Source organism: Afipia massiliensis, from assembly GCF_001006325.2.
GTDB classification, from domain to species: domain Bacteria; phylum Pseudomonadota; class Alphaproteobacteria; order Rhizobiales; family Xanthobacteraceae; genus Afipia; species Afipia massiliensis_A.
In genome coordinates this window covers 2,907,231-2,922,007 of record NZ_LBIA02000001.1, presented here as the reverse complement: position 1 = coordinate 2,922,007, position 14,777 = coordinate 2,907,231, and the positions used below count along the sequence as shown (strand labels likewise).

Below are 14,777 nucleotides of genomic sequence, written 5' to 3'. Positions count from 1 at the left end.
GATCAGAAAGTAAGACGTGGATGGCCGGGTCAAGCCCGGCCATAACGAAGTGTGGAAAGCGCAGCGCCCTCTCAACACTCAGTGTCGTCCCCGCGAAAGCGGGGACCCATAACCACCGAATGTCATGGTGACGGCGAGAAGATCGCTCCAACATCTCCACACATCGATGGCTTAGGAGTATGGGTCCCCGCTTTCGCGGGGACGACGTGGTGAGATTCCGAAATGACAATGAGCCCGTAGCCCTGCAACATTTCGTGATGGGGACAGAAATCCCCGCGCTCCGAACCGCTCTTATGTTCGGCGTGTCCTGTTCGTGAGGGGCGCTTCTCGAGGGCGCTTTGAGGCGGAGCAGGATGCGGCGCCTGCACGCGTGTCTCGCACACACGTCGTCCGGGAGGCTGGGGTCACCGTCCGGGCCAACTACGTGGCTCTGCCGTTCGCGGCTGGACGAGGCGAGGACGAAGGCGGCGAAAGCCGGCCGGATCGGGACGTGAACGCGTCCGTCCTCACCCGGAAGTACGGTCCCCTCGCCCAAAATCGCCGCAATGGAGCGCCGCAAGGCGATGCGCTTCCGGAGTTCACCGCCTCGCACGCGATGCCGGAAGCGAAACAAGACAAGGTGCGCCTCGCGGCGCTCCATGCCCCTCATCTTAAGGGGCGCGAACGAGGCAAGCCTCGCGCGCGCGTTTGAGGGGCAAAACTAAAAGCTCGACTCGCGCGATCAAGCGCGAGAGCGATGCCGCGTGGCTGTTTGAAAAATGAATCGGGAGTCGGAATGACGCGGGATGTTTCCATGCATTCAATCGTCATCACCGGGCTTGACCCGGTGATCCACGTCTTGCTTGCGAAATCAAATGAAGGCGTCGATGGCCGGGACAAGCCCGGTGATGACAAACTGTGAAATTGCGCGACGTGCTCGCGACACCCACGATGTCGTCCCCGCGCAGGCGGGGACCCATAACCACCGAACGAGGTGATGATGGTACGAAGCTGCTCCGGCATCTCGCTTAAATCGATGACTCAGGGAGTATGGGTCCCCGCCTGCGCGGGGACGACCGGAGAGAGATCGCGCGTGTAGTCAGATGCCCCTCACCGGCTCGCTTCGCTCGCCACCTCCCCGTACGAACCGGGCGAGGTGAAATCAGCTACCGCTGCCGCGCGCGGGCGTCGGTGGGGTTCCGAACCGGAGTTGCAGCCGGAGCTGGCGGAGCCGGTGCGGCATCCTTCTGCCCCGCTCCGAACAGCACGCGGGTCGGGTTGCGGTCGAAGTTGTTCACCGCGCGGCTGATGTCGGCCAGCGTGCGGCGGCCGTCGATGATCAGGCCGGCGGAGCGCTTATCGAGATTGTCGGCCAGTTCGCGGAACGACTTGGCCGCTGCGTGCAGTTCGCCCTTCTCGCCCATCAGGCCATCGACGCCCGCCATGATGCTGTCGATGCGCGCGGAGTTGGCCGCAAGGCTCTTCGAGAACGCTTCGATGTTGGTCATGCTGTTGTGCAGGGTCTCCTGGTTGTCGAGGACCAGTTTGTTGACGTTCTGCAATACGCCGCGCACCGCCTCGCCGATGTCCTGGATCGCGTTGGGATCGGCCGTCAGCGTCGGCACGCCGTCTTCGGCGACCGGCACGCCGCCCGCCTCGATCGAACCGCCCTTGAGCGAGACCGACGACACGCCGGTGAGACCCGCGAACTCGAGGCCGACCAGCGAGTCCTTGCGGATCGGCGCGGACTTGTCGACGTTGGCGATCACGACAACGCGCTTTGGATCATCGAGCTTGATCGAGGTGACTTCACCGATCTTGATGCCGTTGAAGTTGACGTTGCCGCCGGTGCGCAGGCCGGAAGCCGCGCCCTCGAACACGATGCGCAGCGGGATGCGCTGCGCGGCCGCACCAAGGTTCTGGAACCAGAACACAAAGCCAAACGCCGCGGCAACCACCGCCAGCGTGAACGCCCCGATCAGGACGAAATTTGCCTTTGTTTCCATCAACTTAACTCCAAATACGCAATATAATTACGCGATCACGGCCCGGGCGCGATTGCCATGAAAATAGGCCCGCAGCCAAGGATGCTGCGAGGCCAGCATGTCATCCATCGTGCCTACCAAGAGAACCTTGCGATCCCCCAACACTGCAATCCGGTTGCAGGCCGTTTTAAGGCTATCGAGATCATGGGTTACCATAAAAACGGTCAGCCCCAAAGTACGCTGCAACGTCATCACAAGTTGATCAAAATCACCGGCGCTGATCGGATCGAGGCCAGAGGTCGGCTCGTCGAGGAACACGATCTCGGGGTCGAGCGCGAGCGCACGGGCCAGCGCCACGCGCTTGATCATGCCGCCCGAGAGTTCCGACGGGAACCGGTCAGCAACTTCCGGCTTGAGGCCGACCATCGCGAGCTTGGCGATGGCGATTTCATCGAGCAGCCGCTCGGACACGTTCATGAACTCGCGGACCGGGAACTGGATATTTTGCCGCACGCTGAGCGACGAGAACAGCGCGCCGTGCTGGAACAGCACGCCCCAGCGGCGTTCGACCGCGCGGCGCTGGTCCTCGTTCGCCTCGCCCATGTTGACGCCGAACACCTCGATATTGCCGGCGAGCTTCGGGATCAGACCGATGATCGTGCGCGTCAGCACCGACTTGCCCGCGCCCGATGCGCCGACGAAGCCGAGGATCTCGCCGCGCCGCACGTCGAGATCGAGGTGATCGAGAATGAGGTTCTCGTTCAGCTTCACCGTGAGGTCGCGCACGCGGATGATCGCATCGTCGGAATAGGACGCCATGGTCGCCACCTCAAATATTGATCGTCGCGAAGAAGATCGCGAACAGGCCATCCATGACGATGACGAAGAAAATCGATTTCACCACCGATGCCGTGGTGTGCTGGCCGAGCGACTCGGCACTGCCCTTCACGGCGGCACCCTCGACGCAGGCAACGATGCCGATCACCAGCGCCATGAACGGCGCCTTCACCATGCCCACCGTGAAATGGTTGATGGAAATTGCTTCCTTCAGGCGGATGAGAAACGCGTCGGGCTGCACGCCGCCGTAACCCCACGCGACAAGACCGCCGCCGTACAGCGCGGCCATCGCGCCGAGGAAGGCGAGAATGGGCATGGCGATGATCAGCGCAACGATGCGCGGCAGGATCAGCACCTCGGTCGGATCGAAGCCCATGGTGCGCAGCGCGTCGACTTCCTCGCGCATCCGCATCGAGCCGAGTTCGGCCGTGTAGGCGCTGCCCGAGCGGCCGGCGACCATGATCGCCACCAGCAGCACGCCGAGTTCGCGCAGCACCAGCACGCCGAGCATGTCGACCACGAACACGTCGGCGCCGAACTTGCGGAAATGGAAAATGCCCTGCTGGGCGATGATACAGCCGATCAGGAAGGTGATCAGCACCACGATCGGCACCGCGCGCCAGCACACCTGTTCGAGGTGATGGATCATCGAGGTGAAGCGGAAGGTGGTCGGGTGGCGGATCACCCGGAACAGCGCGTTGAGGATCGCCCCCAGCATGCCGATCAGGCCGACCAGCGTGCCACCGACGTCCACGACGCTGCGGCCGATACCGTCAAGCATGCCAAGCAGGGTTTGCCGCTGCCGCTTGTGAACGACGCCGGACTTCACCTGGCGGACCTCGTTCACGAGGCTCGCATAGTTGGCGGACAGGCCGGCGACATTGGGTTCGACGCCGCCCTGGGTCAGGCTGCGGCGCAGCCGTTCGATCAGCCAGGCCCCGAAGGTGTCGAGGCTGGAGACCTGCGATACGTCGATCACGATGTTGGCCGGGCTGCCGGTCAGCCGTTCGGTGTCCTCGACGATCTTTTCCAGGTCGGGCGCGTGATGGACCGTCCATTGGCCAGCCGCGCGCAGCGCGAGACCTGCGCCGACGGTCACCTGCTCCAATGTCGGATTGCCGTTCAAGCCCAACTCCTGTGTCGATCCCGTGCCCGGTTGATAAAACCTACCACGATGCCGACAATCTGTACGGGGATGCTGCTAAGAGCCATAATTGCCGCCTCTCGGCAAGTCCGCCCTCACGAAAATCGATTTCACAAATGACGCCATCGCTGACTGTCGCCGCCCGGATCGAGCGCTGGCCCATTGCCGGCGGCTTCACCATCAGCCGGGGCGCCAAGACAGAAGCCGTGGTGATTGTGGCCGAGGTAAGTCGCCAAGGTCCCAATGGTAAGGCCATTATCGGGCGCGGCGAATGCGTTCCCTATGCCCGTTACAACGAGACGCCGGAGGGAACGCTCGCAGCCATCCTCGGCCTTCAGGATGCGCTTCGCGGCGGTCTGGACCGGCAGGCGCTGCAATCGCGGATGAGCCCCGGAGCGGCCCGTAACGCGCTCGATTGCGCGCTGTGGGATCTGGAGGCCAGGGTGGCTGAAAAGCGTATCTGGGACCTCCTTGGACGCCCCGAACCGCGTCCGCTGACCACCGCCTACACGATCTCGCTGGGCACCCCGCAGGCGATGGCGGAAGCGACCGCGAAGGCCGCCCATCGCCCGCTGCTCAAGATCAAGCTTGGCGGCGACGGCGACGAGGCCCGGATCGCGGCGGTCCGCAAGGCTGCCCCGGCCAGCGAGCTGATCGTCGACGCCAACGAGGCCTGGACCGAGGCCGATCTGGAGCGGCATCTGGCGGCCTGCGCCGATGCCGGGGTGACCATGATCGAACAGCCCCTGCCCGCGGGTCAGGATGAGGCCCTGGCGCGCATCAAGCGGCCCGTGTCCGTCTGCGCCGACGAAAGCGTGCACGACCGCGCGTCGCTGGGAGGCCTGCGCGAGCGCTACGACGCTATCAACATCAAGCTCGACAAGACCGGCGGCCTCACGGAGGCGCTGGCGATGGCCGAAGCAGCGCGGACGCTGGAATTTGACCTGATGGTCGGCTGCATGGTCGCTACCTCGCTGGCCATGGCCCCCGCCATGATGATCGCGCAGGGTGCGCGCGTGGTCGACCTCGACGGGCCATTGCTGCTGGCCAGGGACCGCGACAACGGCCTGCGCTACGACGGCAGCACGGTCTACCCGCCAGACGCCGGCCTCTGGGGCTAATCCAATACCGCGTGATGCGCGTCGAGGCGCTTGCGCGCGAGTGCCATGACAATGCCGCCTGCAAGCGCCATGGCGGCCATCGCGTAGTAGACGCCCTCGCCGACCCGGGCGTAGATCAGCCCCGAACAGATCATCGTGAGGCTGGTGGTAGCGCCCTGCGTCGCCACCATGTAGCCCTGCGCGCTGGCAATAACGTGATGGGGCACGCTGCGGACGATCAAAGCGACGACGCCAACCTGCGTGATGCCGAACGTCAGGCCGTGCATCAATTGCACCACCGCGAGAATCTCGATCCGCGGCTCCTGCGCCGTAATCACCCAGCGCAGCACGCCACTCGCCGCGCCGATCAGCACAAGGACCTGCGGCGACAGGGTGAAGCGCGGCGAGATCGCGAAGACAACGATCTCGGCGATCACGCCGAGCGACCACAAGACGGCGATCGTGAATCCCCCTAGCCCGGCGTTCTGCCAGGTAATGGAGGCAAACCCGAAGTACGCCGCGTGGCTACCCTGGATCAGTGCCGAAGCCCCAATGATCGCGAGGAATTGCGGCGACCTTAACAAGCTATGCGTCTTGCCTTGCAGCGGCGCTTCGACGGCAGGAGCATTCAGCGGGACAATCCCAAGACCGACGAACGCGCTGAGAAATGCCAGCGCCACGATGATCCAGATCAGGTTTTGCGCCTCGATCCTCTGCAGCAACAGGCCCGCCACAAGGGCGAACACCACGAATGATGCCGAGCCCCACAACCGCATTCGCCCATAGTCGAGGCCGTAACGCGTCACGCCCTTCAATGCATAGCCGTCCGTCAGCGGACTGAGCGGCGTCCAGAGGCAGGCGATGACGGCATAGACGATCAGGATCGTGAGCGGGTCACGAAGCAGCCCCAGAATGGCAAAACCCGTTGCCGTGGCAAACGCGAGTCCGATCATGGTCCCGCGCAGGACCTGGCGACGCTCGGCGGTCGCCGTCACAAACGGCAGGATGGTGAAGCGGGACAGCGACGGCGCAGCCGTGATCACCCCGATCCATGACACATCTATTCCGATGGCCTTCAGCCAGATCGGGAAGAACGGCAGATGGACCCCGATAATGCCGAAGGTCGAGGCGTAAAACAGGCTGATCCGCATGGCAAATCGGCGAGCAACGGATTGCCCGGCCGGATGCTTTTGTGATTCTCTGGTGAGCAAGGGAATTGCGATTCGCCGCGGTTCGTGTTGGTGAATGTTTAGCGCGTGTTCGGCGTATCTGGACATCGCTTTTGCGTATGGATTGCGTCAACGCGTTTCTGTCCTGCAGATTTCAGTCTTACAGGTTTTAATGGCCAACGAAGCCTTCGCCCTGTCGCCGATCTCGGCCCGCGCCACGTCTCCGACGGACGCGGACTTCGAGGCTATTCGCGAGGCGTTTCTGGAGACCGCGCGCGGTCGCTGGTTCCTGGACGAATACACAAAGCGCAACCGCAACGCCGATACCGCCATGGTGCTGGAAGCCGTCGCGCGCATCGAGCGCACGCTGGCTGCCCAGAAGGAAGAACAGCAGCCGCAAGAAGAGCCGGTCGCTCAGCCCTCAAATGAGTTGCCGGAAGCCATGGCTGCGGTCCGAGCCATTGTCGCAGCCACCCGCGAAAGCGTTTCCGCGGCATTGGACGGTCAGGCTTTGACGGACGCACTGGCGCCGTCACGCAAATGCGCGCGGGTGATCCGCGAGATCGCATGGGGACTGCGCGAATCCGGTGCCGACGGCCGCATCTGCTCCCTGCTCGAGTCTCAGGTCGATGCGATCAACGCCGCCTGCGATCACGCTGCGGCAGCCGGTCTTCGCGACGACGTTCTGCGGGCCTTCGACCAGGCAGCGCGCGACATCGAGGCCATCGCCCCATCCGCGGTGGAGCCGCACGCCGAGGCCGAGCCCGTTGCGACAGTCCATGTCGTCGATTTCAGTCCGGCGCCTGTGGAAACGCCTGGCGAACTGCAGATCGCCGCCCTGGATGACGAACTGTTCGACGTCACAGTCGCGGCTTCGGAAGAGCCGTCGCCGGAAGCCGCGACCGAAACGGTTATGCTGGTGGAAGACACCCAGCCTGTTGAGATGGCGGCGACTGTCGAAATGGATGAAGCACCGGAGCCGGTTAAGGCCGTGCATCTGGCAATCGTGCCGGAAGCAGCGCCGGAGCCTGTTCTTGAGGTTGAGCCCGCCGGTCTTGTGATCGGGCCTGAAATCGAGGCCAAGGTGCCTGCACCGGCATCACTGGGCGCCAGCCTGATCGCCAGCGGGATTGTCGCAAAACCGGTTTCGCCGCGCAGCGATCCGCTCGCGCCGATCAGGCGGATGAGTCAGGCCGAGAAAGTCGCGTTCTTCAGCTAAAGGCGAAACGGTGACGGTCTTCGCCGCAAAAGGCGAGCAAAAGGCTGGATTGTGACGCCTACTGAATCAGCCGCGCGTACAGATCCGCATCGACATTGCCGCCGGACAGCACGATCGCAATCGTCTTGCCCCTGGCATCGATATGTCCCGCCAGAAGTGCCGCGAGCGCGACGGCTCCACCCGGCTCGACCACGAGCTTCAATTCGCGGAACGCGAACGCCACGGCCTTGGCGACCTCATCGTCGGTTGCCGTGACACCCTTCACGCCATTCTTCTCGTTGACGGCAAAGGTAATCTCGCCCGGGATCGACGCCATCAGCGCATCGCAGATGGTGCGGCCGATAGCACGATGCGGCTGGCGCTCACCGGCACTGAACGACCGGGCGTGATCGTCAAAACCGTAGGGCTCGACGGTCATCAGACCGGCATTGGGAAACTTTGCTTTTGTCGCCAGCGCAATGCCGGCCATCAGTCCGCCGCCGGACGCAGGTGCGGACACCATGTCGGGTACGATTCCAAGTGATGCGAAGTCCTCCGCGATCTCGCGGCCGACCGTGCCCTGCCCCGCGATCACCCACAGATCGTCATAAGGGGGAACAACGGTCGCGCCGCGCTTGCTCGCGAGATCGCGCGCGATGGCATCGCGGTCTTCCTTGTCGCGGTCATAGGGAACGACTTCTGCGCCGTAACTCTTGGTGCGCTCGATCTTGGAGACCGGCGCATCGGACGGCATCACGATCGCCGCCGGCATGTTCAGGATCTGCGCCGCAGCCGCGACGCCCTGCGCGTGATTGCCAGACGAGAACGCCACAACGCCGGCTTTGCGCGCGGCTTCCGGAATCGACGACAGCTTGTTGAACGCCCCGCGAAACTTGAAGGAACCTGTTCGCTGCAGCACTTCCGGCTTGAGAAACACCCGCGCGCCTGTGAGCGCATCCAGCGCCGGAGACGTCACGAGACGGGTTCGCACCGCGACAGGCGCGAGAACGCGCGCGGCAGCTTCGATATCGGCATTTGTGGGGAGAACGAGAGAGGTCATGACGCATGTATAGCGCGCCGGTGCGTTCGGGCAAGATCGCCCGAGAACAACGGCTATGTGATCAGGCGGTGGGCACGGATTCCGACGTCAAGCGAAGCCGCCGCGCCAGACGCCGCCGCCAGCGGCGCTTGACCTGAGGTGGACGCTCACGGGTCACATTGTCGATAAAGGCCTGAGCACAGGCGCCCCAGCTTCGGGACGCGGCAAACTCGCAGCAGGCTTCGCGCGGAATATCCAGCGCTGCCAGACAGGCCGCACGCAGATCGGTGTTCAACACGCCGACCGGCGCATCGCCGATCACATCGAGCGGGCCGGACACAGGCAACGCTGCGACAGGAACGCCGCTTGCCAGCGCCTCGAGCAGCACCAGACCGAAGGTGTCGGTCTTGCTCGGGAACACGAACACGTCGGCGGCGGAATAGGTCTCCGCAAGCGTCTCGCCCTGCATGGTGCCGAGAAACACCGCATCGGGATATTTTCGCTCCAGTTCGGTCCTCGCCGGGCCGTCGCCAACCACAACCTTGGTGCCGGGCAAATCCAGTTCCAGAAACGCCTCGAGATTCTTCTCGACCGCCACCCGGCCGACCGAGAGAAACACCGGACGCGGCAACGCAAGATCGAAATCGCGCGGCCGGAACAGCTCGGCATCGACGCCGCGCGACCACAACACGACATTGCGGAAGCCGCGTCCGCGCAATTCATCCGCGAGCGCCGGCGTCGCCGCCATCACCGCGTCGCTGGTATCGTGAAAGTAGCGTAACGCCGCCCAGACCCACGACTCGGGAATCGGAAATCGTGCGGAGACATATTCGGGAAAGCGGGTGTGGAAGCTCGTGGTGAACGGCACCTTGTTCTTCTGGCAATAGCGCCGGGCCAGAATTCCAATCGGACCTTCCGTCGCGATGTGAATGTAGTCGGGCTGCGCCTCTTCGATCATGCGCGCGATCTTGCCCGGCCGTGGCAATGCGATGTGCAAATCTGCGTAGCTCGGCAGCGATACTGTTCGAAACGATTGCGGCGTCAGGAATTCAACATCCACGCCCATCTCGGCAGCAGCTTCCGACATCTTGGTGAGCGTCCGCACCACGCCGTTGACTTGCGGGTGCCAGGCGTCCGTTGCGATCAGGATGCGCATCAGGCGGCCTGTGCCGTGACGCGAGGGATCGGCTGCGACCGTCGCAGCGGATCGGTCCATGTCAGGATTTCGAAGCGGCCATCCTCGTGCTCCACCAGCGCGGTGCAGCTCTCGACCCAGTCGCCGCAATTCATGTAGCGGATGCCGTTCTCGTCGCGGATCGTCGCGTAGTGAATATGGCCGCAGATCACGCCGTCGGCGCCGTGGCGCTTGGCTTCACCGGCCAGCGTCTGCTCGAACGCGCCGATGTAATTGACCGCGTTCTTTACCTTTTGCTTGGCCCACTGCGACAGCGACCAGTACGGCACGCCGAACAGCTTCCGGAACGCGTTGACCAGCCGGTTCAGTTGAATGGCGAAGTCATAGGCCTTGTCGCCAAGATGCGCGAGCCAGCGCGCGTTCTGAACAACGAGGTCGAAAATGTCGCCGTGAATCACGAGATAGCGCTTGCCGTCCGCGCCCTCGTGAATCGCATCCTCGACGACTTCGACGCCGCCGAAATGCGTGCCGTAATAGGAGCGCAGGAATTCATCGTGGTTGCCAGGGATGTAGATGACCCGCGCACCCTTGCGGACCCTGCGCAGCATCTTCTGGACGAAGTCGTTGTGGGATTGCGGCCAGTGCCAAGAGGACTTCAACGCCCATCCGTCGATGATGTCGCCGACGAGATAGATGGTGTCGGCGTCATGGCAACGGAGAAAATCAAGAAGGCGGTCAGCTTGCGAACCGCGGGCTCCGAGATGGACATCGGAGATAAACAAAGTGCGAAAGCGTCGTTCTGGACTACTGTCGCTCATAGCCTGTCTTTCCATGCGCGAGCACGTATCAAAATCTCATGACAGCGCGATGACAGATCACGCCGCCTGCGAACCGAGAGTCCGCTCGAAACAAACCAGTGTGTAGATGCCGAACGGCGCAACTTTGCGCCGCTCGACGAGCGTTGTGCTTGCGTTTGATTGCGCCCAGGCCTGCAGCCGCGCGAAGGGGAATTCGGGGCGCAGACCCAGCGCGCGGGTCTTCTGCGCCGCCCAGCGTTCGACAGCCGCCGCAACGCCCACTTCCGAGTAGAGGTGGTTAACGAGGATGATGCGCCCGCCCGGCTTCACCACGCGGTGGCATTCGGACAGCACCTGCTCGGGATTGGCGACCAGCGTGATGACGAACTGCGCCACGACGCAATCGAAGGTCGCATCCGCAAACGTCATCTGGTGCGCGTCCATCTGGTGGACCGCCTTGACGAACGGATACTTCCCGCTCGCCATTTTCGCGCGCGCCTTCTTGAGCATCGGCGCGCTCATGTCGATGCCGGTGATCTCGGTGCTGTTATCGTAGTCGTCGAACGACAATCCGGTGCCGACGCCGACCTCAAGGATCTTGCCGCCGGTGGCCCGCGCCGCCGCCGCCGCTGCGCGCCGGCCTTTCACCATGACCGGGCCGCACACGGCGTCATAGATCGGCGCCCAGCGCGCGTAAGCGGTTTCAACAATGGATTTGTCGAGATCGGATGAGATCATCTTGGTTCCAATAAGCGATCTGAGGAATCAGATTTTTGTTCGCTTACTGGCGATTACCAGCGGAGTACGACAAACAGGCGACACGCGCGGCAGCTTGTCGCGTCAAGGCCGGGATGAATTGAGATTGAGTTGCCTCTGGACGTCATTGCGAGCGAAGCGACGCAATCCAGAGCCACAAGGAAGAACTGGATTGCTTCGTCGCAAACGCTCCTCGCAATGACGGTTGCGGAGAAATCCCGATGACGTCGGGAATTCATCCGGCTCTAAGTGTCGAAGGCGTGGAAATGATGGATCGGGCCGTGGCCACGCCCGACGTCAAGCCGGTCCGCCGCGGCAATAGCGGCACTGATATATGCCTTGGCATCGCGAACCGCGGTTTCGAGCCCATCGCCCTTGGCGAGGCCTGCTGCAACGGCCGACGACAGTGAACAGCCCGTTCCGTGGGTGTTGCTGGTTGCGATGCGCGGCGCGGCGAGCCGGATGACGGAGTTGTTGTCGATCAAGTAGTCGGTGCTCTCGGGACCATGCCCATGACCGCCCTTGATCAGGACAGCGGGACAGCCCAGCGCCAGCAGCCGCCTGCCCTGAGCCTCGATGTCCGCTTCGCTCTCGGCAACAGCCTCATTGAGCAGCGCGGCCGCCTCCGGCAGGTTCGGCGTGATCAGACCACAGCGCGGAAAGAGTTTGGTACGCAGGGCATCGACCGCATCGGACGACAGCAACCGGTCGCCCGATGTCGCGACCATCACCGGATCGAGCACGACGTGCTTCGGCGACCAGCGGTCGAGACTTGCCGCTATTACTTCGATCGCCTCATGGCGAGCGACCATGCCGATCTTGACGGCCTTGACATCGAGATCGGAAAACACTGCATCGATCTGCGCGGTGATGAAGTCGGCCGGGACGTCATGGATACCGGTCACGCCTTTCGTATTCTGAGCCGTCAGCGCGGTGATCACGGACGCGCCATAAACGCCGCAGGCAGCGAACGTCTTGAGGTCGGCCTGAATCCCGGCGCCTCCGCTCGAATCCGAGCCGGCAATGGTGAGCGCAATCGGTATGCTCATGGCAGTCTCATGGGATATTCAGTGTCTCTCGCACCCTGCTCTAACCCGCTGAATAAACTCCAGCAAGCTAGTGATCCGGTTCTGACATTCGTATCATTTCCTTCGCAGGCACCTTTACGAATGTCAGAACCAAAGGATCACTAGAATCATAATTCACTTGTGTCCTTTTGTATCCGACGTTCGTATAGAGAGCGCTGCAAAGTGAAACGAACGTCGGATACAGGACACTAGTTGCCACCGTGGCCGGATTTGGCTCTATTGCGCCTCAAGAGAGATAACCCTGTCGGAGAAACAGCGATGGTCCCCTTCTTTGTCCAGATCAAATGCAAGCTGGGCCAGTCCTATGCGGTCGCCAATGCGATCGCCGAGGCCGAAATCGCCTCGGAAATCTACTCGACGGCGGGCGACTACGATCTGCTGGTCAAGTTCTACGTCGACAGCGCCACCGACATTGGCCATTTCGTGAACGAGAAGGTCCAGGTCATTCCCGGCATCCAGGACACCTACACCATCATCACGTTCAAGGCGTTCGGGGCGTAAAGCGGCTTGCCCGCTATCACGCCGCCTTGGCCGTTCCCGACACCGGCGCGTCGGGATCTTCCTCGCCGTCGGCGATGGTGGCGATAGCCGCGACCGGCGTATCGCGCAGCCGCTTCAGGCCGAGATAGCGCTCACGCAGGATCACGAAAATTCCGGCGCTGGCGACAACGACCGCGCCAACGACAACGTAGAGCGTCGGCACCTCACCGAAGAACCAGTAGCCAAGCATGAACGCCCACAGCATGGCGGTGTAATCGAACGGCGCCAGGAACGAGGCCGGCGCGTACCGATAGCTGTCGGTGAAGAAAATCTGTCCGAGGCCACCGGCAATGCCGATCCCGGCGAGGATAGCTACATCCTGCCATGTGGAGGGCATGCGCCATCCGAACGGCAAGGTCAGCAGGGAGACCAGCAAGACCAGCAGTGTCATGAAGATGACGATGGATGAGGTGGTCTCGGTCGCCGTCAGCCGCCGGATCTGGATCGATGCGCCGCCCGCCGTGAAGGCATTGGTCAGGGCGAACAGCAGGCCGATCGCCATCGATGCGGTGAGCGCGGCGTGGTCGCGCGCATAGGGCGTCAGCATCAGGATGACACCACAAAAGCCGAAGGCGACCGCGGACCAGCGATAGGCGTGAACCTTTTCCTTCAGAAACAGCGCGGCGAAAATCACGGTAATGAGCGGAGACGCAAACGCGATTGCGGTGAAGTCAGCGATCGGAATCCGGGCAAGCGCCGCGAATGTGCAGAACGTGCCGACGACGCTGAACACGCCGCGCAGCAGGTGGTCCGATGGGCGCTGCGTCCGCAGGGCGCCCTTGAGCTGTCCGCGCCAGCCGAACACGATCAGGATCGGGATTAGCGCGAACATCGAGCGGAAGAACGCCACCTGCCCTTCCGGATAGGCTCCGCCCAGATAGCGCACCTGCGCACCCATGACGGCGAACATCAGCGTGCTGGCGACCTTGAACGAAACGGCTTTGACGATATTCATGGAGAAAAGCGCTAATCCTGCGGCAATTGCGGCCCGACAAAGCACGCGGCGGCAACCCGGAAAACCCCGCTCTCAACATGGCTTGTTGACCGGCCATGCAGGCCGCTCCCGGCTGGAACAACCCGGCGCTCAGGTCTTCTTTTTCGGCCGCACCGGGCCATCCACGGCGGGCAAGGACTTGAGGTAGGCGGCCATCGCTGCACGATCCTCGTCGTTCAATTCCGAGGTGTTCTTGATGACCCGCACCATCGAGCCCCCGGCGGTGTCGCCATCGGGCAGTTCGCCGGTCTTGAGGAACCAGGCGATTTCCTTTTCCGTCCAATCCTTGAGCCCCTTCTGGGTGATGTTCGGAACCCAGCCCTCGCCTTCAGGATTCGGCCCGCCGGCAAAGCGCTGCGACGACACGATGCCACCGAGAAAATTGCGGGGGCTGTGACATTCGGCGCAATGGCCGAGGCCGTTGACCAGATAAGCGCCGCGATTCCACGCCGCGGATTGCTTGGGGTCCGGGGTGAACGGCTTGTTGTCCAGAAATAAGAATTTCCATCCGCCGACGAGGCGGCGGATGTTGAACGGAAAGTTCACGTCGTGAGGACGTGGACGGCCGGACAGCGGCGGCAAGGTCTTGATGTAGGCAAACAGGTCGCGGATATCGTTGTCGGTCGCGAGCCGGTAGGAGCCGTAGGGAAACGACGGAAAGTAATGCGTCCCGGCCGGCGAGGTGCCGTACTTCATGGCGGTGACAAAATTCGCCTCGGTCCAGCCACCGATGCCGTTTTGCTTGTGCGGCGAAATGTTCGGGACATGGAAGGTGCCGAACGGCGACGGAAGGGCCAGTCCACCGCCGAGCATAGTGCGGGGCTCACCCACCACAGCGTGGCACGATGCGCATCCGCCAGCGTTGAACACCGTCTGACCGTTGGCGACATTTGGCGAGTAAGCCGTCAAGGCCTGAGCGGACACCACAGCCGGAATGGTGACGAACCAGAAAACTCCCAGGCCGGCGATCAGGGCAAGAACCGCCAGCAGGAAAAGCTTCCGAAACATAAGCGCCC

15 protein-coding genes are annotated in these 14,777 nt (G+C 62.8%); 4 read left to right on the top strand and 11 right to left on the bottom strand.

Translation table 11 applies throughout. From position 1 onward, the window contains the following. The first annotated feature begins 775 nt into the window (after positions 1-775). Positions 776-901 carry a hypothetical protein gene (locus YH63_RS21915; RefSeq protein ID WP_283809703.1) on the top strand — a complete coding sequence of 42 codons (126 nt, stop codon included), beginning with the start codon at positions 776-778 and terminating at the stop codon, positions 899-901. A 244-nt stretch (positions 902-1,145) separates the two neighbouring features. Here YH63_RS21915 and YH63_RS13910 read toward each other — a convergent pair whose 3' ends face one another. Genes YH63_RS13910 through YH63_RS13900 form a run of 3 tightly spaced genes read right to left on the bottom strand, consistent with a single transcriptional unit; the run spans position 1,146 to position 3,927 of the window. Further along, positions 1,146-1,985 (bottom strand): MlaD family protein, encoded by an 840-nt coding sequence (locus tag YH63_RS13910; protein WP_046827087.1) that lies wholly within the window; start codon positions 1,983-1,985, stop codon positions 1,146-1,148. A gap of 27 nt (positions 1,986-2,012) precedes the next feature. Further along, positions 2,013-2,783: an ABC transporter ATP-binding protein gene (locus tag YH63_RS13905; protein ID WP_046829510.1), complete on the bottom strand. Its 771-nt coding sequence runs from the start codon at positions 2,781-2,783 to the stop codon at positions 2,013-2,015. A gap of 10 nt (positions 2,784-2,793) precedes the next feature. Further along, a complete protein-coding gene (locus YH63_RS13900; protein WP_046827088.1) occupies positions 2,794-3,927 on the bottom strand; it encodes an ABC transporter permease in 1,134 nt (377 codons plus the stop codon). Positions 3,928-4,061: 134 nt separating this feature from the next. Here YH63_RS13900 and dgcA point away from each other — a divergent pair, with 134 nt between their 5' ends. Next, entirely contained in the window at positions 4,062-5,066 is a 1,005-nt protein-coding gene (gene dgcA / locus YH63_RS13895) for an N-acetyl-D-Glu racemase DgcA (RefSeq protein WP_046827089.1), read from the top strand. Here dgcA and YH63_RS13890 read toward each other — a convergent pair. Then, positions 5,063-6,196 carry an MFS transporter gene (locus YH63_RS13890; RefSeq protein ID WP_046827090.1) on the bottom strand — a complete coding sequence of 378 codons (1,134 nt, stop codon included), beginning with the start codon at positions 6,194-6,196 and terminating at the stop codon, positions 5,063-5,065. The two genes, dgcA and YH63_RS13890, sit on opposite strands and share 4 nt — an antisense overlap. Positions 6,197-6,386: 190 nt before the next feature. On the opposite strand from YH63_RS13890, the gene YH63_RS13885 reads away from it, so the two are divergent. Further along, complete coding sequence (locus YH63_RS13885) at positions 6,387-7,433, top strand: hypothetical protein (protein ID WP_046827091.1); 1,047 nt, start codon at positions 6,387-6,389, stop codon at positions 7,431-7,433. 58 nt (positions 7,434-7,491) lie between these two features. On the opposite strand, the gene YH63_RS13880 is transcribed toward YH63_RS13885, so the two are convergent. From YH63_RS13880 to thiD, 5 genes are all read right to left on the bottom strand, one after another. Next, the gene (locus YH63_RS13880) at positions 7,492-8,472 is read right to left on the bottom strand and encodes a threonine ammonia-lyase (RefSeq protein WP_046827092.1); all 981 of its coding nucleotides are present in this window, start codon (positions 8,470-8,472) and stop codon (positions 7,492-7,494) included. A gap of 61 nt (positions 8,473-8,533) precedes the next feature. Beyond that, positions 8,534-9,607 carry a glycosyltransferase family 4 protein gene (locus tag YH63_RS13875; RefSeq protein ID WP_046829511.1) on the bottom strand — a complete coding sequence of 358 codons (1,074 nt, stop codon included), beginning with the start codon at positions 9,605-9,607 and terminating at the stop codon, positions 8,534-8,536. After that, complete coding sequence (locus tag YH63_RS13870) at positions 9,607-10,404, bottom strand: UDP-2,3-diacylglucosamine diphosphatase (RefSeq protein WP_046827093.1); 798 nt, start codon at positions 10,402-10,404, stop codon at positions 9,607-9,609. The genes YH63_RS13875 and YH63_RS13870 overlap by 1 nt, the downstream gene beginning before the upstream one ends. Before the next feature lie 57 nt (positions 10,405-10,461). After that, positions 10,462-11,121, bottom strand: a complete 660-nt coding sequence (locus YH63_RS13865; protein WP_046827094.1) for a class I SAM-dependent methyltransferase — start codon at positions 11,119-11,121, stop codon at positions 10,462-10,464. Between the two features lie 263 nt (positions 11,122-11,384). Beyond that, on the bottom strand, positions 11,385-12,188 hold the full coding sequence (thiD, locus tag YH63_RS13860) for a bifunctional hydroxymethylpyrimidine kinase/phosphomethylpyrimidine kinase (RefSeq protein ID WP_046827095.1): 804 nt from the start codon (positions 12,186-12,188) through the stop codon (positions 11,385-11,387). A 297-nt stretch (positions 12,189-12,485) separates the two neighbouring features. Between thiD and YH63_RS13855 the strand changes: the two genes are divergently transcribed. Next, the gene (locus tag YH63_RS13855) at positions 12,486-12,728 is read left to right on the top strand and encodes an Lrp/AsnC ligand binding domain-containing protein (RefSeq protein WP_046827096.1); all 243 of its coding nucleotides are present in this window, start codon (positions 12,486-12,488) and stop codon (positions 12,726-12,728) included. A 16-nt stretch (positions 12,729-12,744) separates the two neighbouring features. On the opposite strand, the gene YH63_RS13850 is transcribed toward YH63_RS13855, so the two are convergent. Together YH63_RS13850 and YH63_RS13845 are read right to left on the bottom strand one after the other, a co-directional pair. Continuing rightward, entirely contained in the window at positions 12,745-13,722 is a 978-nt protein-coding gene (locus YH63_RS13850) for a DMT family transporter (protein ID WP_046827097.1), read from the bottom strand. A 129-nt stretch (positions 13,723-13,851) separates the two neighbouring features. Then, the gene (locus YH63_RS13845) at positions 13,852-14,769 is read right to left on the bottom strand and encodes a cytochrome c (protein ID WP_046827098.1); all 918 of its coding nucleotides are present in this window, start codon (positions 14,767-14,769) and stop codon (positions 13,852-13,854) included. Positions 14,770-14,777: the final 8 nt, after the last annotated feature.

Excerpts from the sequence above, each read along its gene's own strand:
- thiD (WP_046827095.1), bottom strand. The coding sequence starts at position 12,188 with ATGAGCATACCGATTGCGCTCACCATTGCCGGCTCGGATTCGAGCGGA.
- YH63_RS13890 (WP_046827090.1), bottom strand. The coding sequence starts at position 6,196 with ATGCGGATCAGCCTGTTTTACGCCTCGACCTTCGGCATTATCGGGGTC.
- YH63_RS13880 (WP_046827092.1), bottom strand. The coding sequence starts at position 8,472 with ATGACCTCTCTCGTTCTCCCCACAAATGCCGATATCGAAGCTGCCGCG.
- YH63_RS13875 (WP_046829511.1), bottom strand. The coding sequence starts at position 9,607 with ATGCGCATCCTGATCGCAACGGACGCCTGGCACCCGCAAGTCAACGGC.
- YH63_RS13885 (WP_046827091.1), top strand. The coding sequence starts at position 6,387 with ATGGCCAACGAAGCCTTCGCCCTGTCGCCGATCTCGGCCCGCGCCACG.
- YH63_RS13870 (WP_046827093.1), bottom strand. The coding sequence starts at position 10,404 with ATGAGCGACAGTAGTCCAGAACGACGCTTTCGCACTTTGTTTATCTCC.
- YH63_RS13845 (WP_046827098.1), bottom strand. The coding sequence starts at position 14,769 with ATGTTTCGGAAGCTTTTCCTGCTGGCGGTTCTTGCCCTGATCGCCGGC.
- YH63_RS21915 (WP_283809703.1), top strand. The coding sequence starts at position 776 with ATGACGCGGGATGTTTCCATGCATTCAATCGTCATCACCGGGCTTGAC.
- YH63_RS13910 (WP_046827087.1), bottom strand. The coding sequence starts at position 1,985 with ATGGAAACAAAGGCAAATTTCGTCCTGATCGGGGCGTTCACGCTGGCG.
- dgcA (WP_046827089.1), top strand. The coding sequence starts at position 4,062 with ATGACGCCATCGCTGACTGTCGCCGCCCGGATCGAGCGCTGGCCCATT.
- YH63_RS13850 (WP_046827097.1), bottom strand. The coding sequence starts at position 13,722 with ATGAATATCGTCAAAGCCGTTTCGTTCAAGGTCGCCAGCACGCTGATG.
- YH63_RS13905 (WP_046829510.1), bottom strand. The coding sequence starts at position 2,783 with ATGGCGTCCTATTCCGACGATGCGATCATCCGCGTGCGCGACCTCACG.
- YH63_RS13865 (WP_046827094.1), bottom strand. The coding sequence starts at position 11,121 with ATGATCTCATCCGATCTCGACAAATCCATTGTTGAAACCGCTTACGCG.
- YH63_RS13855 (WP_046827096.1), top strand. The coding sequence starts at position 12,486 with ATGGTCCCCTTCTTTGTCCAGATCAAATGCAAGCTGGGCCAGTCCTAT.